This is a genomic window from Geobacillus sp. BK01 (assembly GCF_052220245.1).
Classification (GTDB): domain Bacteria; phylum Bacillota; class Bacilli; order Bacillales; family Anoxybacillaceae; genus Geobacillus.
On record NZ_JBQPTH010000001.1, the window covers coordinates 204,245 to 223,613 of the forward strand.

At 54.0% G+C, this 19,369-nt stretch carries 18 protein-coding genes; 15 read left to right on the forward strand and 3 right to left on the reverse strand.

Features of this window, described 5'->3' with window-relative positions; genetic code table 11:
- Positions 1-166: 166 nt before the first annotated feature.
- A complete protein-coding gene (gene comER, locus ACTVDO_RS01045; RefSeq protein WP_020960648.1) occupies positions 167-985 on the reverse strand; it encodes a late competence protein ComER in 819 nt (272 codons plus the stop codon).
- Between the two features lie 101 nt (positions 986-1,086).
- Between comER and ACTVDO_RS01050 the strand changes: the two genes are divergently transcribed.
- From ACTVDO_RS01050 to ACTVDO_RS01060, 3 genes are all read left to right on the forward strand, one after another.
- Positions 1,087-1,698 (forward strand): helix-hairpin-helix domain-containing protein, encoded by a 612-nt coding sequence (locus tag ACTVDO_RS01050; RefSeq protein ID WP_020960647.1) that lies wholly within the window; start codon positions 1,087-1,089, stop codon positions 1,696-1,698.
- Positions 1,699-1,805: 107 nt separating this feature from the next.
- Positions 1,806-2,273 carry a ComE operon protein 2 gene (locus tag ACTVDO_RS01055; RefSeq protein ID WP_020960646.1) on the forward strand — a complete coding sequence of 156 codons (468 nt, stop codon included), beginning with the start codon at positions 1,806-1,808 and terminating at the stop codon, positions 2,271-2,273.
- Entirely contained in the window at positions 2,270-4,567 is a 2,298-nt protein-coding gene (locus ACTVDO_RS01060; RefSeq protein WP_442900889.1) for a DNA internalization-related competence protein ComEC/Rec2, read from the forward strand. Before ACTVDO_RS01055 ends, ACTVDO_RS01060 begins: the two co-directional genes overlap by 4 nt.
- A gap of 45 nt (positions 4,568-4,612) precedes the next feature.
- On the opposite strand, the gene ACTVDO_RS01065 is transcribed toward ACTVDO_RS01060, so the two are convergent.
- Positions 4,613-4,747 (reverse strand): YqzM family protein, encoded by a 135-nt coding sequence (locus tag ACTVDO_RS01065; RefSeq protein WP_020960644.1) that lies wholly within the window; start codon positions 4,745-4,747, stop codon positions 4,613-4,615.
- A gap of 283 nt (positions 4,748-5,030) precedes the next feature.
- Between ACTVDO_RS01065 and holA the strand changes: the two genes are divergently transcribed.
- Entirely contained in the window at positions 5,031-6,068 is a 1,038-nt protein-coding gene (holA, locus tag ACTVDO_RS01070) for a DNA polymerase III subunit delta (RefSeq protein ID WP_020960643.1), read from the forward strand.
- A 124-nt stretch (positions 6,069-6,192) separates the two neighbouring features.
- Here holA and rpsT read toward each other — a convergent pair whose 3' ends face one another.
- Positions 6,193-6,462, reverse strand: a complete 270-nt coding sequence (gene rpsT, locus ACTVDO_RS01075; RefSeq protein ID WP_442900890.1) for a 30S ribosomal protein S20 — start codon at positions 6,460-6,462, stop codon at positions 6,193-6,195.
- 182 nt (positions 6,463-6,644) lie between these two features.
- Between rpsT and gpr the strand changes: the two genes are divergently transcribed.
- The 11 genes from gpr to ACTVDO_RS01130 all read left to right on the forward strand — a co-directional run bounded on the left by gpr (position 6,645) and on the right by ACTVDO_RS01130 (position 19,344).
- Entirely contained in the window at positions 6,645-7,763 is a 1,119-nt protein-coding gene (gene gpr / locus ACTVDO_RS01080; RefSeq protein WP_020960641.1) for a GPR endopeptidase, read from the forward strand.
- A 75-nt stretch (positions 7,764-7,838) separates the two neighbouring features.
- The gene (gene spoIIP / locus ACTVDO_RS01085; protein ID WP_020960640.1) at positions 7,839-9,038 is read left to right on the forward strand and encodes a stage II sporulation protein P; all 1,200 of its coding nucleotides are present in this window, start codon (positions 7,839-7,841) and stop codon (positions 9,036-9,038) included.
- Positions 9,039-9,051: 13 nt separating this feature from the next.
- Entirely contained in the window at positions 9,052-9,390 is a 339-nt protein-coding gene (locus tag ACTVDO_RS01090; protein WP_442900891.1) for a DUF3679 domain-containing protein, read from the forward strand.
- Between the two features lie 143 nt (positions 9,391-9,533).
- Positions 9,534-11,363: a translation elongation factor 4 gene (gene lepA, locus ACTVDO_RS01095; protein ID WP_020960638.1), complete on the forward strand. Its 1,830-nt coding sequence runs from the start codon at positions 9,534-9,536 to the stop codon at positions 11,361-11,363.
- Between the two features lie 125 nt (positions 11,364-11,488).
- The gene (gene hemW, locus ACTVDO_RS01100; protein WP_020960637.1) at positions 11,489-12,628 is read left to right on the forward strand and encodes a radical SAM family heme chaperone HemW; all 1,140 of its coding nucleotides are present in this window, start codon (positions 11,489-11,491) and stop codon (positions 12,626-12,628) included.
- Positions 12,629-12,711: 83 nt separating this feature from the next.
- On the forward strand, positions 12,712-13,746 hold the full coding sequence (hrcA, locus tag ACTVDO_RS01105) for a heat-inducible transcriptional repressor HrcA (RefSeq protein ID WP_020960636.1): 1,035 nt from the start codon (positions 12,712-12,714) through the stop codon (positions 13,744-13,746).
- Positions 13,747-13,842: 96 nt separating this feature from the next.
- Entirely contained in the window at positions 13,843-14,499 is a 657-nt protein-coding gene (gene grpE, locus ACTVDO_RS01110; RefSeq protein WP_020960635.1) for a nucleotide exchange factor GrpE, read from the forward strand.
- A 22-nt stretch (positions 14,500-14,521) separates the two neighbouring features.
- Complete coding sequence (dnaK, locus tag ACTVDO_RS01115; RefSeq protein WP_442900892.1) at positions 14,522-16,342, forward strand: molecular chaperone DnaK; 1,821 nt, start codon at positions 14,522-14,524, stop codon at positions 16,340-16,342.
- A 129-nt stretch (positions 16,343-16,471) separates the two neighbouring features.
- Positions 16,472-17,617: a molecular chaperone DnaJ gene (dnaJ, locus tag ACTVDO_RS01120; RefSeq protein ID WP_020960633.1), complete on the forward strand. Its 1,146-nt coding sequence runs from the start codon at positions 16,472-16,474 to the stop codon at positions 17,615-17,617.
- 5 nt (positions 17,618-17,622) lie between these two features.
- Complete coding sequence (prmA, locus tag ACTVDO_RS01125) at positions 17,623-18,561, forward strand: 50S ribosomal protein L11 methyltransferase (RefSeq protein WP_023817692.1); 939 nt, start codon at positions 17,623-17,625, stop codon at positions 18,559-18,561.
- Positions 18,562-18,579: 18 nt separating this feature from the next.
- Complete coding sequence (locus ACTVDO_RS01130; RefSeq protein ID WP_020960631.1) at positions 18,580-19,344, forward strand: 16S rRNA (uracil(1498)-N(3))-methyltransferase; 765 nt, start codon at positions 18,580-18,582, stop codon at positions 19,342-19,344.
- Positions 19,345-19,369: the final 25 nt, after the last annotated feature.

The window sequence follows — 19,369 nt, forward strand, 5'->3', positions numbered from 1 at the left end:
GTGAGGATCGAAACGAACAAACAAAAACAGGCATACCTAAAAAGTTGAACAACGATGGAACCCGACGAAATATCCGTAAATATGAAAACCCCAGCCGTACAAGCTGGGGTCTATTTTTTGTCGAACGAAGCAGGACTTTCGCTGTTGCTTGTCGAATAAAAACCTATCAAGGAAACTGCTGCCTCACCTTCTTCACATCTTCTTTAAACTTCTCATGCGTTTTGGCCAGCACCGCTTCAAAAACGCCGTCGAGCCGCTGCTCGAGGACGGCGATGCCTTCTCCAGTAATCCCGCCTTTGACACATACTTTTTCCTGCAGCGTCGGGAGTGTGTACAAGTTTCGCTTCAGCAATTCCCCTAAGCCGATGATCATATCGGTCGCCAACATCGTCGCCTGTTCTTTCGTGATGGCCGTTTTGGCCGTCGCGGCGTCGATGAAGCGCTGCAGCAAATAGCTGAAAAACGCCGGGCCGCAGCTCGAAATGTCCGAAGCGACGCGGGTGATGGCTTCGTCAATGCATATCGGCGATGCGATGCGGCGGAGAAGGTCGTTGATCGTTTGCCGGCAGGAGGCCGAACATCGCGACCCAAACGTGACGAGGATGCTGCCGGACAGCGCCCGGTTCGTGATGCTCGGAATGGCGCGCACGACTTGGCAAGGGACAACAGCTTCAAGTTGTTCGACGGTGATCGGGCTTGTGATCGACACGAGGCAATGCTCGTCGGTCCAGTATGGCGCCAGCTGCTGCAACAACGGAACCATCTCGAGCGGTTTAACGCATAAAAAGATGATGGCAGCTTGTTTGACCGTTTCAGGTGCATCGCGGGCGACGGTGATGCCCGGATGAGTTTTTTGTATATCGAACGCTTTGGCCAGCGTACGGTTGGTGATGATCAGCTCTTCTTCTTTGACGGCGCCGGAGTCAAGGAACGCCTCGATCAAAATGGTGCCCATATTCCCCGTGCCGATAAAGCCAATGTTCACGTGCAGTTCCCCCCTCCCGGTTCATGTTCGCCGGTACTCTTTTTCGATATGTATGCCGCAAAGGCTGATTTTATGACTAGAAGCAGGAAAGGATGGGACGTATGTGGGACGCTGTCAAAATGCGATGGAAGATGGGAGCGCTTGTGCTGTTTGCCGTTGCGGCAGGGGCATGGCTGTTCAGCCGCTCCCCGGCCGAACAAGAGCCGCTGGTGCTGCCGCCGGCGGCGGAAGAAACGGATGCTGGGGAACCGGCGGTGAAAACATCCGCCCCGCCATCGACCGCGATTGTCGATATCAAAGGGGAGGTCGAGAAACCTGGGGTGTACGAGGTGGCGGCGGATGCCCGCGTCCGTGATGTCGTTGCTTTGGCTGGCGGTTTGACGGCAGAAGCTGATGATACCCGGGTGAACTTGGCGGCGAAAGTGCGCGATGAAATGATGATTTATGTGCCGAAAAAAGGCGAGGCCGCCCCGGCGCTGGAAGCGGCGGACGCCGCGTCGAAAACGGAGGGGGACAGCCCGCAAGTGGCCATTAATACGGCGACCGCCGAGGAGATCATGCAGCTGCCGGGCATCGGGCGGGCGAAAGCGGAAGCGATTGTCGCCTATCGGGAGGAACACGGACCGTTTCAGCGGGTGGAAGATTTGTTAAAGGTGACCGGAATTGGCGAAAAAACGTTGCAGAAATTGAAACCGTATTTGCTCGTGCCGTAGAGGGGGAGCTGGTATGCGGGTCAGGGACCCGCGGACGTTTTTTGGCGTTGACGGCGCCATGGACGGCGATTAGACTAAAATTATCAAAACGACCGGAGGGATATGACATGGAGCGGATGACATGGGATCAATATTTTATGGCGCAAAGCCATTTGCTTGCGCTGCGCAGCACGTGCACGCGGCTCGCGGTCGGGGCGACGATTGTGCGCGACAAACGGATCATTGCCGGCGGGTATAACGGTTCGATCGCCGGCGGCGCCCACTGCATTGACGAAGGGTGCTACGTCATTGATGGCCATTGCGTCCGGACGATTCACGCTGAAATGAACGCCATTTTGCAATGCGCCAAGTTTGGTGTCCCGACCGAAGGGGCCGAGATGTACGTCACTCATTTTCCGTGCCTGCACTGTTGCAAAGCAATCATTCAAAGCGGTATTCGCGCCGTCTATTACGCGCAAGATTACAAAAACCATCCGTACGCCCTCGAGCTGTTTGCCCAAGCCGGCGTCCGGCTCGTGCAAGTGCCGTTGAAGATGGATGTGTTTGCCCAACTTTCCGGCGGGGAAGAATCATGAGGGGACAAGCTATTTATGTCGCTGCGGCGGCGCTTTTGGCCGTAGCGGCGGCCTCTTTGTCCAAGCCGGCATTTTTCCTCCTTTTTGGGTATCTCCTTCTTCTTTTCCTTCGCCGCCAGCACCTCTTGGTGCCCGCTTTGGCTGCCGCCTCCTTATTTTTCGTCTATTTTCTTTTCGTTGATCATCATAACAACACATCCCTTTCCGACGGCCGACATTCGCTTTTGGTTCGCTTTTCCGCCCCGCCGGCGATCGATGGCGACCGGCTGCAGGCGCCGGTCAAAGTCGGCCGGGAAAAGGTGCAGCTTCGTTACACCGTTCGGACGGCGGCGGAAAAAGAGGCGCTGCAAGCGCGCCTGGTGCCTGGGACGGTATGCCGCGTCACTGGAACACTCGAGCCCCCGATGCCGGCAAGCAATCCGTATGCGTTTGACTACCGACGCTATTTGCGCTTCCACCACATTCACTGGCTGTTTCTCCCCGAAGAGATTGACCTTTCGGATTGTGTGCGCGTACGCCCGACTGCCATCGAACGGCTTATGACGATTCGCGAGGCGGGCGTCCGCCATATTGAAGACCGTTTTCCGCCGGAGGCCGCTGGCGTGGCCGCCGCCCTGATTTACGGCGAGCGCCGCCAGTTGGATGATGAGGTGCTCAGCGGCTACCAAGAGCTTGGGCTCATCCATTTGCTGGCCATCTCCGGCGGCCATGTCACCTTGCTTGTCGGTGCGGTGTTTGCCGCAGCGATCCGTTTCGTGACACGCGAGGCGGTTGTCGTCGCTTTACTGGCCGCCCTGCCGGTTTACGCGGTGCTCGCCGGCGCCTCGCCATCGGTTTTGCGCGCTTGTGCGACAGGCATGATCGTGCTCGCGGTCCAATGGAAAAAAGGAGCGATCCATCCGCTCGACGCGTTAAGCTGGACCGCCCTTGCACTTTTGGTCTTCGATCCGTACATGGTGTGGGATGTCGGATTTCAACTGTCGTTTGTAGTGACGTTCGTCCTCCTCGTTCATTTTCCGGCGCTTGTTGCTGTTCGCTCGATAGTGGGACGGTTGCTGCAAACGGCACTCGTCGCTCAAACGGCCGCCCTGCCGGTTTTGCTTTACCATTTTTACGAAATCTCTGTTTGGAGCGTATTTCTCAATGTCGTGTTCGTTCCTTGGTATTCGTTTGTTGTGTTGCCACTCTCCTTTCTATCCACTGCTGTTCCGATTTTTCCGCTCGTTTGGCTGTTTGTTCAAACGGTTGGGCTTACGAATGCGGTCGTTCGTTTTTTCTCGGCCGACCATCCATTGATGCTTGTGCTCGGGCGCCCGGAGCCGTGGTGCTTGGCCGTTTATGCGGCAGCGGTCGCAGCGGCGTTTCTTTGTTGGGAGCGCGGTTGGATCATTCGCGGGTTGGCAACAGTCGCGGCGGCGATGGCGTTGCAGCTGGCCGCCCCATACGTGAACCCGAAGGGGGAGGTGACGGTGCTCGATGTCGGCCAAGGTGATTGCATTTACATTGAACTTCCTCATCGGAAAGCGGTCTATCTCATTGACACTGGGGGGACGCCGGAGTGGGGGCGTGAACCGTGGCGCGAGCGGGCTCGTCCGTTTGCCGTCGGCCGCGATGTCGTCGTCCCGTTTTTAAAAGCGCAAGGGGTGCGAACGATCGACAAACTCCTTTTGACGCACGATGACGCCGACCATATCGGGGCGGCTCCTGAGGTGATGAAGGCCATACGCGTCAACGAAATTGTCACCAGTCCGGGAGCACGGCCGGCCGTAAAGGCGGTAGCGCGCCCGTTTTCCGTGCCGGTCCACACCGCGGTGCGGGGGGAAGGATGGACAGAGGGAGGCGTGCGGTTCGTTGTGCTCCATCCGGAAAAAGGGAACGATGAGGACAACAACGGCTCGCTTGTGTTGCTTGCTCGCCTTGGCGGTTTCGTTTGGCTGTTTACCGGAGACATTGAAAAAGAAGCGGAGGAAGCGCTCATCCGCGCCTATCCGACGCTGCGCATCGATGTATTGAAAGTCGCGCACCATGGCAGTGAAACGTCGACAACTGCTCCGTTTTTGCGCACAGTGAAGCCGCGGGCTGCGCTTATTTCGGTCGGCCGTTTCAATCGTTATGGCCACCCGTCCCCGGAGGTGCTAGAACGGCTGAAGCAACAAGGCGTCATCAGTTGGCGGACGGATGAAAACGGAGCCATTCGGTATCTTTATGATGGCGGAAGCGGAACTTTTCAGGTGATGAAGCCATACAATGCAGTAGGCAAAAAAAGCGGAACCTTTCAGCAAATAAAACCATAGCATATTATACACAAAGAAAAAAGGATTGCTTATGTAAGCAACCCTTTACCGGCCGAAAAATTCGATCAGCGTCGCGATGATGAATATCGTCGCGAAAAAGCCGAACGACACGATAAACCCGACGGCGGAATCGACGGCGTCATTCCGTTGGCTTTGCACTTCCTTTTCAAATACGTTCATCGTTTTCCCCCTCCTCGTGCAATCATTTTTAGTATAGACGAAAACACCAAAAAAATCTACCGTCGCTTGTCCATTTTCCTTCCTTGACAACAGTTGACACAAATACTTTCAAACGGCCGGGAAAACATAAAAATAACCCGCTGGCAAATAAGGTCCTAGGACTTATTGGCCGGCGTTTATATAAAGGGGAACCGGTTTTCTCGACAGCCGGTTCCCTTGTAAAATGGCGGAAAACGGTGTATCTTTCTAGCAGGGAATCTTGCTAGAGAATGGAGAAGGGAACATGCTGGAACGGGTATGGGGAAATATTGAAAAACGGAGGTTTTCTCCCCTTTATTTATTATATGGCAGCGAGCCGTTTTTATTAGTGGAAACGTACGAACGGTTAGTGAAGGCGGCGCTTGGCGACGAAGAACGCGAATGGAATCTTGCCGTGTATGACTGCGAAGAAACACCGGTGCAAGCGGCGCTCGAGGAGGCGGAGACGGTGCCGTTTTTTGGGGAACGGCGCGTCATCCTCATTAAGCATCCGTATTTTTTTACGGCCGAAAAAGAGAAGGAGATCGAGCACGATTTGACGAAGGTGGAGGCATACTTAAAAGCGCCGGCGCCGTTTTCCATTGTCGTTTTTTTCGCGCCGTATGACAAGCTTGATGAGCGGAAAAAAATTACGAAGCTCGCCAAAGAGCACAGCGAAGTCGTGGTCGCCGCCCCGCTCGCCGAAGCGGAGTTGCGGGCCTGGGTGCGCCGCCGGTTCGAACACCAAGGGGTGTCGGTGAGTGACGAAGCCATTGAGCTGCTTTTGCGCCGGGCCGGAACGCAGCTGGCGGTCTTGGCGAATGAAATGGATAAGCTGGCCTTGTTTGCCGGGCCGGGTGGGACGGTGGAGGCGGCGGCGGTGGAGCAGCTTGTTGCCCGAACACCGGAGGAAAACGTCTTTGTCCTTGTCGAGCAAGTAGCGAAGCGCGACATTCCGGCGGCGCTGCAGACGTTTTACGACTTGCTTGAAAACAATGAGGAACCGATCAAAATTTTGGCATTGCTCGCCGGCCATTTCCGCCTGTTGGCGCAAGTGAAATGGCTCTCTGAAGCAGGTTATGGGCAGACGCAAATCGCCTCGGTGCTCAAAGTGCATCCGTTCCGCGTCAAGCTCGCCCTTGGCCAGGCGTCCCGTTTTTCTGATACGGAGCTGACGGAAGCAATCGATCAGTTAGCCGCCGCTGATTATGAAGTGAAAAGTGGAGCCATGGACCGCCGCCTGGCCGTCGAGCTGCTGCTCATGCGTTGGGGCGCCCGCCCGGCGGCAAAGCGCGGCAGCTGATCGTTGTACGGCCGCCCCTTGGCGTTTGGGCTTGTGCGCAAGCGGGCGGGCCCGCCTTTTCCGTTGGAATGCCCAGAAGATTCATGCAGTACAAAAAAACGACCTGGCGCCAGGTCGTTTTTTATTATGAAGCTTGGATGCTGTTTAATTTTTTCGCTAAACGCGATTTTTGCCGGCTGGCGGCATTTTTATGAATAAGGCCTTTGCTTGCGGCTTTGTCTAATTTTTTCGACGCGATAATGAACGCTTCTTGCGCTCTTTCCACGTCTTTCACTTCAACAAGCGTTTCAAATTTTTTGATCGCCGTGCGCATGGCCGATTTCATCGAGGCGTTGTGAGCCCGACGTTTTTCGCTCGTTTTCGCGCGTTTGATCGCCGATTTAATGTTAGCCACGTCCGTTCACCTCCATTACCGTTCCTATTTCTGCTGTGAACAACAGGAAGAACAAATGTTATTCTATCAAACGCGTTTTGATTATGCAAGAGTGTTCAAGCGAAAATCCTTTACAAAATATGAATGACACGGCCCCATTGCGGCGACAATAAAAGAAAACAGCATGAACGAGGAGGAACGAGATGGAACAGCCGCTTGATTTACGCATGTACTCGGTGCGTACCGACTTAGCGATCGAAGCCCATGAGATCGCGGTCGAGGAGCGTTTGCAGCAAAAAAAAGAAAGCGCCTCGCCGATTGAGGGAGTCATCATTCATGATCAGGAGATCGACGGCGTCAAACTGTCGCACGTGCATGTCACAGAGCAAGGGGCAGCGTCAATTGGCAAAAAGCCGGGCCATTATTTGACGATTGAGGCGCAAGGCATCCGCGAACAAAACACGGAATTGCAGCAAAAAGTGCAGCGCATTTTTTCGGAACAACTGAGCACCTTTTTACAACGGCTCCGCATTCCCGAGCAAGCGAGCTGCCTGATTGTCGGGCTTGGCAACCAAAACGTCACCCCTGATGCGCTCGGGCCGTTGACGGTCGAAAACGTGCTCGTCACCCGCCATTTGTTTCAATTGCAGCCGGAAAGTGTCGAGGAAGGATTCCGGCCGGTGAGCGCCCTTGCTCCCGGGGTGATGGGGACGACCGGCATCGAAACGAGCGATATTATTGATGGTGTCGTCCGGAAAACGAAGCCGGATTTTGTCATCGTTATTGATGCTCTGGCAGCCCGTTCAATTGAACGGGTCAACGCGACGATCCAAATTTCGGATACCGGCATTCACCCTGGTTCCGGGGTCGGCAACAAGCGGAAAGAGCTAAGCGATAAGACGCTTGGCATCCCGGTCATTTCAATTGGCGTTCCGACGGTCGTCGATGCCGTCTCGATCACAAGCGACACGATCGATTTCATTTTAAAACATTTCGGCCGTGAGATGCGCGAAGGACAGCGGCCGTCAAGCGCGTTGGCTCCGGCTGGCTGGGCGTTCGGCCGCAAAAAGAAGTTGACCGAACACGATATGCCGTCTCCGCAAGAACGATCGACATTCCTGGGCATGGTCGGCACGCTTGGCGATGACGAAAAGCGCCGCCTCATTTATGAAGTGCTCGCTCCGCTTGGACATAACTTAATGGTGACACCGAAGGAAGTCGATTCGTTCATCGGCGATATGGCCAACTTGTTGGCCGGCGGCTTAAACGCGGCGCTGCATCAGCAAGTCGATCAAGGCAATACGGGCTCTTACACCCACTAGGCAAAAAACGGTTCTATCTTTTCCTGCTTGGCCATACGTTAAAGTGAGGAGACAAGCCGGGAAAGGGTGGAAAAGATGAAACGAGGGCGCTCCCCAAACGTCGTGATCACTGTTCCAAGAGCCAGTTTAAAAAAATTGCTGATGTTCATCGTTCTTGGATGTATGATGATGTTTATGCTCGTCGGAGCGCTTACGTCGCTGCGTCCGGAATACCGCCCGTCGTCATCGTCGCTTAACGATATGGCGGCCCATTTTCCGGAAGAAACGTTCATTCGCCTGTTCGGGCTTGAAAATCGTTATTTTACCCAGCTGCTGCCAAAAGAGCGGCAACAGACGAGTTATTCGTCGCTGTTATTCCGCTTGGCGACAAGCATCAATCCCGATGACCCGCGCAGCCTGCTCGGCAGCGAGCTGCCGGGCTTTGCCTTGTATGACAGCAAAATTTTGGTCGCCGGTGAAGGGACGGATTATACGAATATTCCGTACGAATCAGCGCCGCCGCTTGAAGTGATGCTCGCTGAGCGGCAGGCATCGGTTGAGGAGCTCGAACAAGCGGAGCAAAGCCAAGATGAAAAGCCGGTTCCGCCGCCCGCGCAGACGACGGGGGGAAGAGAGGTCGTCTACATTTACCATACGCATACGCGTGAGTCGTATTTGCCGGCCTTAAAAGGTGTGACCGACCCGGATTTAGCGTTCCACCGAAGCGTAAATGTGACAAAGGTTGGAGAAAAATTAATGGAAGAATTAGAGAAGCGGGGAATTGGCGCGCAAGTTAACAAAACCGATATTGAAGCGGAATTGTTGAAAAAGGGGATGAAATACGGCCAAGCGTACGACATGTCAAGACAAACGGTCGTCGCGGCGATGAAGCAAAATCGCGATCTGCAATACTTCATCGATATTCACCGCGATGCGCACCGACGGAAATATACGACGACGACGATCAATGGGGTTGACTACGCACGTGTGGCGTTTATTGTCGGCGGCGAGAACGCGGAATATGAGAAAAACTTGCAGCTGGCGACAGATCTCCATCATCTGCTGCAGAAAAAATACCCGGGGTTGAGCCGTGGGGTCATTAAGAAACAAGGAGCGGGAACGGATGGAAAATTTAATCAAGATTTATCCGGGAACGCGATTTTAGTTGAATTCGGTGGCGTCGACAATACGTTTGCTGAATTGTTCCGTTCGGCGACTGCTTTTGCCGATGTGTTCAGCGACTATTATTGGCAGGCGGAAAAAGTCGAAGCGCCGGCTCCGGCGGAGAAAAAGTAAAGGGGCGTCGTATATGGCAAGGTGGTTTATTCGGTTTAGTCTAGCGCTCTTTCTCCTTTTTTTCGGTGTGTTGTTGGGCATGCAGCAGGCGCACCACGGCATGGAGCGAATGCGGGGCTACGCTGACCCGTCGTTTCCGTCCGTCATTCAGATCGAGAAAAATGGAAACGGAGAGCTTGAGACGGCCGTGTTCGGACGGACGGTGACGGCAGGTGATTTGCAGGAAAAAAAGGAAACGATTGAGGAACTGAAAACGTTCAATCTCTTTTCTGAACTCGGCCGGCAGTTTGCGGATGCGGTGACGGCGTTCATGGAGACAGTGCTGTCGCTCGTCGGCCGCGCGTTTAGTTAGCCGGTTTCCGGACAAGTTCAAACGATGATTGCTCCGCCAGGCATGGCGGCTTTTTTGTTTTTACCTTGGTCATTGAATCTTCTTCGCACTGTTGCTATAATCAAAGCTAGTGTAGTTTTGCGAAGAAGCAGGAGTGAGAGACGATGAACCGGGAAGAACGGCTGAAACGGCAGGAACGGATTCGAAACTTTTCCATTATCGCCCACATTGACCACGGAAAATCGACGCTAGCGGACCGCATTTTAGAAAAAACGGGCGCGCTGTCGGAGCGCGAGCTGCGGGAGCAGACGCTCGACATGATGGATCTCGAGCGCGAACGCGGCATCACAATCAAATTGAATGCGGTTCAGTTGACATATAAAGCGAAAAACGGGGAAGCGTATATTTTTCATTTGATCGATACACCGGGTCACGTCGATTTTACGTATGAAGTGTCCCGCAGCCTGGCCGCTTGCGAAGGAGCGATCTTGGTCGTCGATGCGGCACAAGGCATTGAAGCGCAGACACTCGCCAACGTGTATTTGGCAATTGATAACAATTTGGAAATTTTGCCGGTCATTAATAAAATCGATTTGCCAAGCGCCGAGCCGGAGCGCGTTCGTCAGGAAATCGAGGACGTCATCGGTCTTGACGCCTCCGAAGCAGTGCTCGCCTCAGCGAAAGTGGGCATTGGCATTGAAGAAATTTTGGAACAAATCGTGGAAAAAATTCCGGCCCCGTCAGGCGATCCGGATGCGCCGCTGAAAGCGCTCATTTTCGATTCGCTCTATGATCCATACCGCGGCGTTGTCGCCTACATTCGCATCGTCGACGGAACGGTGAAGCCAGGGCAACGCATTAAAATGATGTCGACCGGCAAAGAATTTGAAGTGACCGAAGTCGGCGTGTTTACGCCCAAACAAAAAATGGTTGACGAACTGACGGTTGGCGATGTCGGCTATTTGACCGCTTCCATTAAAAATGTAACAGATACGCGCGTCGGTGATACGATCACCGACGCCGAACGGCCGGCCGCTGAGCCGCTCCCCGGCTACCGAAAGCTCAACCCGATGGTGTTTTGCGGCCTGTACCCGATCGATACGGCGCGCTACAACGATTTGCGCGAAGCGCTTGAGAAACTGCAGCTCAATGACGCGGCACTTCATTTTGAGCCGGAAACGTCACAGGCGCTTGGATTCGGTTTCCGCTGCGGATTTCTCGGCTTGCTCCATATGGAAATTGTTCAGGAGCGGATCGAGCGCGAGTTCCATATCGATTTAATTACAACGGCACCGAGCGTCGTCTACAAGGTGTATTTAACCGATGGGACGGAAATCGCCGTCGACAACCCGACGAATATGCCGGATCCGCAAAAAATTGACCGCATCGAAGAGCCGTATGTAAAGGCAACGATTATGGTGCCAAACGACTACGTCGGCCCGGTCATGGAGCTCTGCCAAGGAAAGCGCGGCACGTTCGTCGATATGCAGTATTTAGATGAAAAGCGGGTCATGCTCATTTACGACATCCCGCTCTCCGAGATTGTGTACGACTTTTTTGACGCTTTAAAGTCGAACACGAAAGGATACGCGTCATTTGACTATGAATTGATCGGCTACCGCCCATCGAATCTTGTCAAAATGGATATTTTGTTGAATGGGGAAAAAATCGACGCTTTATCGTTTATCGTCCATCGTGATGCGGCGTATGAGCGCGGCAAAGTGATTGTTGAAAAGTTGAAAGATTTAATCCCGCGCCAACAGTTTGAAGTGCCGGTGCAGGCGGCGATCGGCAACAAAATCATCGCTCGTTCGACGATCAAAGCGCTGCGCAAAAACGTGCTTGCCAAATGTTACGGCGGCGACGTGTCGCGGAAGCGGAAGCTGCTTGAGAAACAAAAAGAAGGAAAGAAACGAATGAAACAAATCGGCTCGGTCGAAGTGCCCCAAGAAGCGTTTATGGCTGTCTTGAAAATCGATGACCAGAAAAAATAACGAGCAAGGCTGTCTCCTTCGGGGATGGCCTTGTTTGTTTATCGCTATGCGACGCCGGCGGAAGGATGAGAGATGCCACGAGCCGTTATGCCGGCAATCCGGCTGCAGCCGAAAGGAGGATGACTATGGCAACATCAGCATATTTTCACATTCCGTTTTGCGCCCATATTTGTCATTATTGCGACTTTAACAAAGTGTTCGCCGCCGGCCAGCCGGTTGACGGTTATTTGCGGGCGATGGATCAAGAAATGGCGTGGACGGCGGCCGAGTTCGGCAGCCATCTCGAGACGCTGTTTATCGGCGGCGGCACGCCGACGGTGTTGGAGCCGGCGCAGCTCGGCCGCTTGCTTGAGAGCATCCACCGCCATTTTCAGTTTGACGCGCAAATGGCGGAGTTTACGGTCGAAGCGAACCCGGATGGGCTGACTAAAGAAAAACTTTCCATTCTCCGCGCGGCTGGGGTAAACCGGTTAAGCATCGGGGTGCAGACGTTCGATGATCAGCTTCTTCAAGCGATCGGTCGCACACACCGACGCGGCGATGCCGAGCGGGCGGTGGCCATGGCAAGGGAAGCCGGGTTTGAAAATATCAGCCTCGATCTCATGTACGGGCTTCCCGGGCAGACGTTTGAACAGTTTCTTGCCGATTTGGAAACGGCATTTTCGCTTCATGTGCCGCATCTTTCTGCCTATTCGCTCATTCTTGAGCCGAAAACGATCTTTTACAATGAGTGGCGAAAAGGCCGCCTTTACCTTCCGGGGGAGGAGGCAGAAGCGGCGATGTATGAAGCGGCAATGGAACGAACGACAGCCCGCGGTTATCGGCAATACGAAATTAGCAACTACGCGTTCCAAGGATTTGAAAGCCGGCACAATTTCGTGTACTGGAACAATGAAGAGTATTACGGCATCGGTGCCGGGGCACACAGCTACGTTGATGGAGTGCGGCGCGCCAATATCGGTCCGGTCCGCCATTACATCGAGAAGGTGGAACGCGGCGAATGGCCGCACCGCGACGTACACCGCTTGACCGTCCGCGAACAGATGGAGGAGGAAATGTTTTTAGGATTGCGCAAGACGGAAGGAGTGTCCAAGGCCTGCTTCCAGCAAAAGTTTGGCTGTGAGATGAACGACGTGTTTGGCGAGGCGATCCGTCGTGAAATCGAAAACGGACGCCTTGAGGAGACGGCGACCCACGTCCGCTTGACAAAGCGCGGCAAGCTGCTCGGCAATGAAGTGTTCGCCGCCTTTCTCGGCGAAATGTAAACATTGACATTTGCCGAGCGATTTGCTACCCTAATAGTAGAATTAGCACTCGAAATGTTTGAGTGCTAACAGAGGTGAGAAACGTGTTAACGGACCGTCAACTGCTGATTTTGCAGGTGATTATCGACGACTTCATTCGTTCCGGGCAGCCTGTCGGTTCGCGGACGTTATCAAAAAAGCATCAAATCGCGTTCAGCTCGGCGACCATTCGCAATGAAATGGCGGATTTGGAAGAGCTGGGCTATATTGAAAAAACGCACATTTCCTCGGGCCGCGTGCCGTCGGAGAAAGGATACCGCTATTATGTTGACCACTTGTTGCCTCCGCAGCGGTTGACAAGGGCAGATATTCAAAAAATCCGCTCTGTGTTCGCCGAGCGCATATATGAGTTAGAGAAGCTGGTGCAAAAATCGGCACAAATTTTATCTGACTTGACCAATTATACGTCGATCGCCCTCGGTCCGGCGTTTAAAGAAAACAAGTTGAAACGGATGCAAATCATTCCGCTCAACGAACAGACGGCTGTTGCCATCGTTGTGACCGATACAGGCCACGTCGAAAACCGGGTGGTGACGATTCCGGCTGCGGTTAACGCCAGCGATCTCGAAAAAATGGTCAACATTTTAAACGAACGGTTGAACGGTGTTCCCCTTATTGATTTAAAGGAAAAAATCGACAGGGAAGTGGCCGATGTGCTGAGCCGGCATATTAGAAATTATGACAGCATGCTCAATACGCTGATCGATACGATCGGTGCCCCCGAAGAGGAAAAAATGTTTTTCGCCGGCAAGGCGAACATGCTCAATCAGCCGGAATTCAGCGACATCCAAAAAGTGCGCCCGCTTCTGAACATCATCGAGCAGGAAAAGGATATTTACCGCCTGCTGCGAAAGCAGAGTCGAAAAGGGGTGCAAGTGTCAATCGGGCGGGAAAATGAACTGAGCGGCATGGAAAACTGCAGCCTGATTACGGCCACATATTCAGTCGGCGATGCGCCGCTTGGGACGATTGCGATTCTCGGCCCGACGCGCATGGAATATTCGCGCGTGATCACCGTCTTAAACCGCGTTGCCTCCGATTTGTCGGCGGCGTTGGCAAAATGGTATCAAAATCAGTAAGAATGGCCATATTGGTTAACGGATGGATGCACAGTCCATCCTTTCCTTGTGGCCATTGGTACATAAATGGTGAGCCCTGTTGGGGAGGTGAAAGCAATGGAGCAAGGAGAAAAACAAATGACTGAACAAGCTACATACAACGAACCTGAAATGGAGCAGCCGGTTTCGTCGGAAGAGGCGGTTCTACAGCCGGAAGGCGAAGCGGATGCTGCCGGGTCGGTTGGCGGGGAGCCAGAGCCGGTCTCTGGGGCAACCGGATCTGCTGAGGAGGTGCAAGCCGAGGCGGGGGAGCTCGCGGCCGCCAAAGCGCAAGTGGCGGAGCTCGAAGCCAAGTTGGCTGAGATGGAAAACCGCTATCTCCGCCTGTATGCTGATTTTGAAAATTTCCGCCGCCGGACACGCCAAGAGATGGAAGCGGCTGAAAAATACCGCGCCCAAAGTTTGGCGAGCGATTTGCTTCCGGTGCTTGACAACTTTGAGCGCGCCTTGAAAATAGAGACGGAAAATGAACAAGCCAAATCGATTTTGCAAGGGATGGAAATGGTGTACCGTTCGCTCCTTGACGCGTTGAAAAAAGAAGGCGTCGAGGCGATTGAAGCGGTCGGGAAGCCGTTTGACCCCCATTTGCATCAAGCGGTCATGCAGACGGATGAAGGCGGCTACGAGCCGAATACAGTGGTCGAGGAATTCCAAAAGGGCTATAAGTTAAAGGATCGCATTCTCCGTCCTGCGATGGTCAAGGTAAGCCAATAACGGAAATGGAGGGTGATGAGCGATGAGCAAAATTATCGGCATTGACTTAGGGACGACAAACTCTTGCGTCGCCGTGTTAGAAGGCGGCGAAGCCAAAGTCATTCCAAACCCGGAAGGAAACCGCACAACCCCATCGGTTGTAGCGTTTAAAAACGGTGAGCGTTTAGTCGGTGAGGTCGCCAAACGGCAGGCGATCACGAATCCGAACACGATTATCTCGATTAAGCGCCACATGGGGACGGATTACAAAGTTGACATCGAAGGGAAGCAATATACGCCGCAGGAAATTTCGGCGATCATTTTGCAATACTTGAAGTCGTACGCCGAAGATTATTTGGGAGAGCCGGTGACACGCGCCGTCATCACCGTCCCGGCGTACTTTAACGATGCCCAGCGCCAGGCGACGAAAGATGCCGGACGCATCGCCGGGCTTGAAGTTGAGCGCATCATCAACGAGCCGACGGCGGCCGCTCTCGCTTACGGTCTTGACAAAGAGGAGGATCAAACGATTCTCGTCTATGACTTGGGCGGTGGGACGTTTGACGTTTCCATTTTGGAGCTTGGCGACGGCGTCTTTGAAGTGAAAGCGACTGCCGGGGATAACCATTTGGGCGGCGATGACTTCGACCAAGTGATCATCGATTATTTGGTCAGCCAGTTCAAACAAGAGTATGGCATCGACTTATCGAAAGATAAAATGGCGCTTCAGCGCTTGAAAGATGCAGCTGAAAAGGCGAAAAAAGAACTGTCGGGCGTCACGCAGACGCAAATTTCGCTGCCGTTCATCAGCGCGAACGAAAACGGCCCGCTCCATTTGGAGACAACGCTCACCAGGGCGAAATTTGAAGAGCTGTCCGCCCACCTCGTCGAACGGACGATGGGGCCGGTTCGCCAAGCGCTGCAAGATGCTGGCATGACGCCGGCTGATATTGACAAAGTGATTTTAGTCGGCGGTTCGACGCGCATTCCGGCTGTCCAAGAGGCGATTAAGCGCGAGCTTGGGAAAGAGCCGCACAAAGGCGTCAACCCGGATGAAGTCGTCGCCATCGGTGCGGCGATTCAAGGCGGGGTCATTGCCGGTGAAGTGAAAGATGTTGTCTTGCTTGATGTTACCCCGCTGTCGCTTGGCATTGAGACGATGGGCGGCGTGTTCACGAAATTAATCGAACGGAATACGACCATTCCGACGAGCAAATCGCAAGTGTTCACCACGGCCGCCGACAACCAAACGACAGTAGACATCCATGTGCTGCAAGGGGAGCGCCCGATGGCGGCGGACAACAAAACGCTCGGCCGCTTCCAGCTGACCGGCATCCCGCCGGCGCCGCGCGGCGTGCCGCAAATTGAAGTGACGTTTGACATTGACGCCAACGGCATCGTCCATGTGCGCGCCAAAGACTTGGGCACGAACAAAGAGCAATCGATTACGATTAAATCGTCGTCTGGCCTGTCGGAAGAAGAAATTCAGCGCATGGTCAAAGAGGCGGAGGAAAACGCCGAAGCCGACCGGAAGCGGAAGGAAGCGGCCGAGCTGCGCAATGAAGCCGACCAGCTCATCTTTACAACTGAAAAAACGGTGAAAGAGCTTGAAGGGAAAGTGAGCGCTGATGAAATCAAAAAAGCGCAAGATGCGAAAGATGCGTTGAAAGCGGCGCTCGAGAAAAACGACCTTGATGATATCCGCAAGAAAAAAGACGCGCTGCAAGAGGCGGTGCAGCAACTGTCGATCAAGCTGTATGAGCAAGCGGCGAAACAGGCGCAAGAGGCCGGGGCACAAGCTGGCGCCGCCAACCGGGACAATGTCGTTGATGCCGAATTTGAAGAAGTGAAGGACGACAAATAATGGTGCAAACAGTCAAAGTCAGGCCTGCCTTGGCTTTGACTTTTTTTCTAGCATTCCCATGTTGCCATAAAGTCAAGGGGAATGATAAAATAACCTTTATGTGAGTGAATCGGGAGTGGATGATCAACGATGGCGAAGCGCGATTACTACGAAGTTCTCGGCGTCAGTAAAACCGCGACGAAAGACGAGATTAAAAAAGCGTATCGAAAGCTTTCGAAGCAGTATCATCCAGACATTAATAAAGCGCCGGACGCCGCGGAGAAGTTTAAAGAGATTAAAGAAGCGTATGAAGTGTTAAGCGATGATGAAAAGCGGGCCCGCTACGACCGGTTCGGCCATACCGACCCGAACGAGGCGTTCGGGGGCGGCTTCCAAGGCGGCGGGTTTGATTTTGGCGGTTTCGGCGGTTTTGGCGGCTTTGAAGATATTTTTGAGACGTTTTTTGGCGGCGGTTCACGCCGGCGGGCGAGCGGGCCGCGCAAAGGGGCCGACGTGGAATATATGATGACGCTCACGTTTGAGGAAGCAGCGTTCGGGAAAGAAACGGAAATTGAAGTGCCGCATGAAGAGCTGTGTGACACATGCCACGGCAACGGCACCAAACCGGGAACAAGCCCGCAATCGTGTCCGCATTGCGGCGGCAGCGGACAAGTGACAAGTGAACAGGCGACGCCGTTTGGCCGCATCGTCAACCGCCGAACGTGCCCGGTTTGCGGCGGCACGGGGCGCTATATTCCAGAAAAATGTTCGACGTGCGGCGGCACGGGGCGCGTCAAACAGCGAAAAAAAATTCATGTCAAAATTCCGGCTGGCGTCGACGACGGCCAGCAGCTGCGCGTTGCCGGCAAAGGGGAGCCGGGGGTCAACGGCGGGCCGCCGGGGGATTTATACATCGTTTTTCGCGTTGAACCACATGAGTTTTTCAAACGTGATGGCGATGATATTTATTGTGAAGTGCCGCTTTCGTTTGCCCAAGCGGCGCTCGGCGATGAAATTGAGGTGCCGACGCTCCACGGTGATGTAAAGCTGAAAATTCCGGCCGGTACGCAAACGGGCACGCGCTTCCGCTTAAAAGGAAAAGGAGTGCCGAACGTGCACGGCTACGGTCAAGGCGACCAACACGTCGTCGTCCGCGTCGTCACGCCGACGAAGCTGACAGAGAAACAAAAGCAGCTGCTGCGCGAGTTCGATCGGCTCGGCGGAGAAACAATGCATGACGGGCCGCACGGCCGGTTTTTTGAGAAAGTAAAAAAGGCGTTTAAAGGAGAAGCGTGAGCGCGATGAAATGGTCAGAAATCAGCATCCATACGACGCATGAGGCGGTCGAGGCGATTTCAAACATTTTGCATGAAGCGGGTGCCGGCGGCGTTGTCATCGAAGATCCGTACGATCTCGTGAAAGACCGCGACGACTGGTATGGCGAAATCGTCGAGCTCAATCCGGACGATTATCCGGAAGAAGGGGTCATCATTAAAGCGTATTTGCCGGTCAATAGTTTTCTTGGCGAAACGGTGGAACAAATTAAGCAGGCGATTAACAATTTATGGCTATATGATATTGACCTTGGCAAAAATAACATTACGTTGAGCGAAGTGAATGAGGAAGAATGGGCGACGGCGTGGAAAAAACATTACCATCCGGTGAAAGTATCGGAAAAGTTTACAATCGTGCCGACATGGGAAACATATGAGCCGGCTTCCGGCGATGAGCTGATCATCGAAATGGATCCAGGCATGGCGTTTGGCACCGGCACCCACCCGACGACAGTCATGTGCCTGCAGGCGCTCGAAAAATATGTGCGCCCCGGCGATGACGTCATTGACGTCGGCACCGGATCCGGCATTTTGAGCATTGCCGCCGCCATGCTTGGCGCCGGATCAGTGCGGGCGCTCGACTTAGATCCGGTGGCAGTCGACAGCGCGCGGCTGAACGTCAAGCTCAATAAAGTGCAGTCTATCGTCACGGTGGCGCAAAACAATTTGCTTGACCATATTGACGAGCCGGCTGATGTCATCGTCGCCAACATTTTGGCGGAAATCATTTTGCGCTTCGCTTCCGACGCCTTCCGGCTGTTGAAGCCGGGCGGCCGCTTTATCACGTCCGGCATCATCCAGGCGAAAAAACAGGATGTCAAAGACGGGCTGCTTGCCGCCGGGTTTGTCATCGAAGAAGTTGTTGCGATGGAAGACTGGGTGGCGTTTGTCGCCATCAAACCGTAAGCAAAGAAGGGATGTTTGGTGCAGCGCTATTTCGTTTCCGATCGGGAGCGTCAAGGCGAAAACGTCGTCATCAGCGGCGATGACGCCCATCATATCGTCCGCGTCATGCGCATGAAGCCGGAAGACGCCATCGCCTGCGTTTTTCCGAACGGGCGCACGGCGGTGTGCACGATTGAACAAATTGCCAATGAGCATGTGCGCGCCCGTATTGTACAATGGAAAGAAGAGGAGCGCGAACTGCCGGTGCGCATTTATATCGCCCAAGGGTTGCCAAAAGGCGAAAAATGGGAGCTTGTCATCCAGAAAGGAACCGAGCTCGGAGCCGCCGGCTTTCTTCCGTTTATGGCCGCCCGCTCGATTGTTAAATGGGATGCCAAAAAAGCGGAGAAAAAAGTGGAACGTTGGGGGAAAATTGCGAAAGAGGCGGCCGAACAGGCGGAACGCACGTTGCTGCCAAAAGTGTGGGCGCCGCTTTCACTCAAGGAATTGATCGCTTTCGGGGAAACGGTTGATAACCGGCTGTTTGCCTATGAAGAGGAGGGGCGCGGAGGGCGGCACGCCTCGCTTCCGGCGCTTCTGGCCGGCCTTAAGCCGGGCGGCTCGCTGCTGGCCGTTTTTGGGCCGGAAGGCGGGTTCAGTCCGGAGGAGGCCGAGCGTCTTCAACAAAGCGGTTTTTCTCCGTGCAGCCTTGGCCCGCGCATTTTGCGGACGGAAACGGCGCCGCTGTACTTGCTTTCAGCTGTTTCGTACGAATGGGAGCTGCGTCGGAAAGAACGGGAGTGAAGCCGTTTGGTTATATCAAAATCAA

What these genes read in the sequence shown, in the direction of transcription:
- ACTVDO_RS01090 (WP_442900891.1), top strand. Translation starts at nt 9,052, where the DNA reads ATGGCAAGGTGGTTTATTCGGTTTAGTCTAGCGCTCTTTCTCCTTTTT.
- grpE (WP_020960635.1), top strand. Translation starts at nt 13,843, where the DNA reads ATGGAGCAAGGAGAAAAACAAATGACTGAACAAGCTACATACAACGAA.
- ACTVDO_RS01065 (WP_020960644.1), bottom strand. Translation starts at nt 4,747, where the DNA reads ATGAACGTATTTGAAAAGGAAGTGCAAAGCCAACGGAATGACGCCGTC.
- gpr (WP_020960641.1), top strand. Translation starts at nt 6,645, where the DNA reads ATGGAACAGCCGCTTGATTTACGCATGTACTCGGTGCGTACCGACTTA.
- holA (WP_020960643.1), top strand. Translation starts at nt 5,031, where the DNA reads ATGCTGGAACGGGTATGGGGAAATATTGAAAAACGGAGGTTTTCTCCC.
- dnaJ (WP_020960633.1), top strand. Translation starts at nt 16,472, where the DNA reads ATGGCGAAGCGCGATTACTACGAAGTTCTCGGCGTCAGTAAAACCGCG.
- hemW (WP_020960637.1), top strand. Translation starts at nt 11,489, where the DNA reads ATGGCAACATCAGCATATTTTCACATTCCGTTTTGCGCCCATATTTGT.
- ACTVDO_RS01055 (WP_020960646.1), top strand. Translation starts at nt 1,806, where the DNA reads ATGGAGCGGATGACATGGGATCAATATTTTATGGCGCAAAGCCATTTG.
- ACTVDO_RS01050 (WP_020960647.1), top strand. Translation starts at nt 1,087, where the DNA reads ATGTGGGACGCTGTCAAAATGCGATGGAAGATGGGAGCGCTTGTGCTG.
- spoIIP (WP_020960640.1), top strand. Translation starts at nt 7,839, where the DNA reads ATGAAACGAGGGCGCTCCCCAAACGTCGTGATCACTGTTCCAAGAGCC.
- dnaK (WP_442900892.1), top strand. Translation starts at nt 14,522, where the DNA reads ATGAGCAAAATTATCGGCATTGACTTAGGGACGACAAACTCTTGCGTC.
- prmA (WP_023817692.1), top strand. Translation starts at nt 17,623, where the DNA reads ATGAAATGGTCAGAAATCAGCATCCATACGACGCATGAGGCGGTCGAG.
- lepA (WP_020960638.1), top strand. Translation starts at nt 9,534, where the DNA reads ATGAACCGGGAAGAACGGCTGAAACGGCAGGAACGGATTCGAAACTTT.
- ACTVDO_RS01060 (WP_442900889.1), top strand. Translation starts at nt 2,270, where the DNA reads ATGAGGGGACAAGCTATTTATGTCGCTGCGGCGGCGCTTTTGGCCGTA.